This window comes from Paracerasibacillus soli, assembly GCF_042432965.1.
In the GTDB taxonomy this organism is placed as follows: Bacteria; Bacillota; Bacilli; order Bacillales; family Amphibacillaceae; genus Paracerasibacillus; species Paracerasibacillus soli.
In genome coordinates this window covers 30,872-34,302 of record NZ_JBHLWL010000037.1, presented here as the reverse complement: position 1 = coordinate 34,302, position 3,431 = coordinate 30,872, and the positions used below count along the sequence as shown (strand labels likewise).

The window sequence follows — 3,431 nt, the reverse complement described above, 5'->3', positions numbered from 1 at the left end:
TAATAAGCCCTCATCCCCCTTTTTTTATTCAAACAATAAACCGAACTGTAAAATTATTACATGTCTTACATAAGGTTACATTCGTGCAAGGCCTATGGGTTTGACCCCTTTTTAAATTAAAAAGTTCATCCGCAACTTATGTTTCATTTTTTTTCAAGTACTTGCGCTGGATTACCTACAACAGTCTTTCCATCTGTTACATCTTTTGTCACGACGGCGCCTGCACCAACAACCGCTTTTACTCCAATTGTGATACCAGGTAATAATGATGCGTTATTGCCTATTTTAGCCCCTTTTTTAAGTGTAGGTCCTTTTAGTTCCACATTTCCCATCCCCATATATTTATCATTGGAAGAAGAAAATGATGGGCCAATAAAAACATTATCTTCTATCACCATATCGGCTGTAACATAGGAACTTGTTTGAATCGTAACACCTTTACCAATGGTCGTATTATTTTCTACCATAGCATTCCTACCAATAATACTTTTTTCACCAACAATAACATTCTCTCTAATACTTGCCATATCTCCAACAAATACATCATCCATTAACTTTGAGCCGCGATACAAGACTGCATGACTGCCAATCACTGCGCGTTCGCCGATTAATAACACATCTACTTCTTTTTTTGGCTTTCGTGCGAGATGTTTAAATTTAGTCAGTGGTTTACCAAGAATTGCATGATCTTGTATCGTAACATCATCACTAATAATCGTTCCTTCCTTTATAATGACATGATTACCAATTTCAACGTTATTACCAATCATGACATTTTCTTCTAGCACCACATACTCACCTATTTTTACATTCTCACCTAATGTTACGGTTTGATCAATCATCATCTTTCTCCTTTCCTTTTACTTTTTTACTCATCTCTTCGGTTGAAAAACTTTCTAATGGAAGGGGAATAGACATGTTTTCTATATGAGATTCATATAAAGCAAAAATGGCCTCCAATGCCTTTTTACCTTCTGACGGATTCACTAAATTTGTTTGATCACGTACAATTGCCTGAATAAAGTCTTCGTACATCGCGTGTTGCTCATCTGTTTGATGACTTAATTTTGTTAATTCATTTTTCACTTTGTGATTACCTTCCACATAACAATGTTTGACTTGATTAAAGCCCTTTCCACCGATACAAATCGTTCCTTTGCTCCCAAATAACGCTAATGAATACCCTATATTATTTGGTTTTGTAATGGTGTTTGCTTCGATTAATCCTTTTGCACCATTTTGGTACGTAATAATTCCTGTTGCGATATCTTCTATTTCCTTTTCGGTAGATACACGTAACAATTCACCATAAACTGATTTCGGCTCACCCATTAGCCAAATAAGCAAATCTATAAAATGAATGCCTTGATTTACTAACATTCCGCCATCCTTTTCCCACGTTCCTTTCCAAGATGATGATTTAAAATACGATTCCGATCGATTTAACCGCATAGATATAACACCAAAGTAAATCTCACCAAATACATCCTTGGAAATAAGTTCGTGTAAACGTTGCATAAGTGGGCGGTACCGAAGTTGATGACAAACTTGCACTTTTTTTCGATGTTTTTTAGCTAATTGAATAATGTCATCTGCATCTTGTAAAGACAAAGCTAGTGGTTTTTCCAACATAACGTGTTTACCTTTTTTTATCGCTTCCTTTGCAAAAGATGCATGCAAACCTGAACTAACAGCTATAACAACGACGTCAATAGAAGAATCTGCCAATAATTTCCGATAATCCCTAAATTGTTGAACTGAGACTTTTTCATGTAAAGCTTCCTGATAGCGTGCATGGATTTGTTGCATTTTTTTCTCATCCAAATCACTTACTGCTACTAAAGATATTCCTTTTGTCTTTGCGATTGTTTTCACGTGTTTTTCAGCAATAAAGCCACAACCGATAATACCTGCCTGAAGCATTATGGCATCACCGCAAACTTTTCCAAAGAAGTAATGACATGATCTTGTTCTGCTTTTGTCATATGAGGGTAAATAGGGATTGCAAGTAACCTTTCTGACATTTTCTCTGCAACTGGAAAATCTCCTGTTTTATAATCGAGATGATGAAAGACTTTTTGTAAATGAAGTGGTTGTGGGTAATAGATGCCAGTCTGAATGGATTGCTTCCGCATAAATTCCATTAGCTGTGCACGATGTTTTACTTGAATAGAGAATAAATGGTAAACATGATCGCCACTATCCGCTATTTGTGGAAGTTTTATATAAGAGAGATGACGTAGTTTTTCATTATATCGCCTAGCTAAACGACGTCTTTCCTCATTCCAATTGTCAATATGTTGAAGACAAGTTAGTAGCGTAACTGCATGGATTTCATCAAGACGGCTATTATATCCGATTGTATCGTGATAATATTTTTTTGTACTTCCATGTGCGCGTAAGGAACGGATTTTTGCTGCTAACTTCTTATTCGAAGTTGTGACCATTCCCCCATCGCCCATCACGGATAAATTCTTTGTAGGGAAAAATGAAAAACATGCGGCATCTCCTAGACTGCCTACTTTTTTATCATGATAAGATGCACCGAAAGCCTGACATGCATCCTCAATTACAAAGAGATTGTACTTTTTTGCCAACCGATTAATTTCCATCATATTTGCTGGTTGGCCAAATAAATGCACTGGCATAATCGCCTTTGTTCGCGGGGTAATCTTTTCAGCAATTCGTAATGGATCAAGATTACACGTTTCATCGATATCTGAAAACACAGGCTTAGCACCAACATTTGCGATTGCCTCTGCTGTTGCAAAAAAAGTAAAAGGTGTCGTAATTACTTCGTCACCTTTACCAATTCCTAACGCTTCTAATGTTAATACAAGTGCATCCGTTCCATTTGCTACTCCGATAGCTTCAGATACACCTATTTTTTTAGCAATCTTTTTTTCAACTTCTGTCACATATGATCCTAAAATATAGGAACCACTTTGTAGAACTTCTTTCATTTTCGCCAAAATTTCATTTTCAAGTTGTTGAAATTGACGTTTGGGGTTACTTATTTGTATCAACTTCATCTTCCTTTAACATCATATTTAAAAACATGTTCATTACAATTTATTCCATACGCAAACAAATTCCACGGCGTTTACCATTCGTTTCGTAAATATGCTTGTGTACTCGGTAAGAGAGTTGTATTTGTGAATATTCTTTATAAAGGATTAGATTAGATTTTGCACAATAGAACCAAACTGTCTCGTAACGTGCTAGGTTGTTTTCCGCTACGGACCGTTGCTTTCCGCGGGCAACGCTTCAACTTCCGACGTACAGGAAGTACTAGTGCAGGTGTTGCAACAGGACGTTGCGAAATTAACCTGCCTCGGAAGCAAAAGGACGCTTCCTGTGGGATTTTCAGCTGTTGCTTTTCCCGCAGGACAAGGAAATCTACGATAGCAAAACATCGCACGATAAAATGT

At 36.8% G+C, this 3,431-nt stretch carries 3 protein-coding genes; all 3 read right to left on the bottom strand.

Annotated features, from left to right (window positions below; genetic code table 11):
• Nucleotides 1-143: 143 nt before the first annotated feature.
• From ACFFIS_RS11085 to ACFFIS_RS11075, 3 genes are read right to left on the bottom strand one after another with little or no spacing between them, the layout of a single operon-like run.
• Entirely contained in the window at nucleotides 144-842 is a 699-nt protein-coding gene (locus ACFFIS_RS11085) for an acyltransferase (protein WP_320381233.1), read from the bottom strand.
• A complete protein-coding gene (locus ACFFIS_RS11080; RefSeq protein ID WP_390187545.1) occupies nucleotides 835-1,923 on the bottom strand; it encodes a Gfo/Idh/MocA family protein in 1,089 nt (362 codons plus the stop codon). Before ACFFIS_RS11080 ends, ACFFIS_RS11085 begins: the two co-directional genes overlap by 8 nt.
• On the bottom strand, nucleotides 1,923-3,026 hold the full coding sequence (locus ACFFIS_RS11075) for a DegT/DnrJ/EryC1/StrS family aminotransferase (RefSeq protein WP_320381231.1): 1,104 nt from the start codon (nucleotides 3,024-3,026) through the stop codon (nucleotides 1,923-1,925). The genes ACFFIS_RS11080 and ACFFIS_RS11075 overlap by 1 nt, the downstream gene beginning before the upstream one ends.
• Between the last annotated feature and the right edge of the window lie 405 nt (nucleotides 3,027-3,431).

Coding starts and splice junctions, on each gene's coding strand:
- ACFFIS_RS11085 (WP_320381233.1), bottom strand. CDS start 842: ATGATTGATCAAACCGTAACATTAGGTGAGAATGTAAAAATAGGTGAG.
- ACFFIS_RS11080 (WP_390187545.1), bottom strand. CDS start 1,923: ATGCTTCAGGCAGGTATTATCGGTTGTGGCTTTATTGCTGAAAAACAC.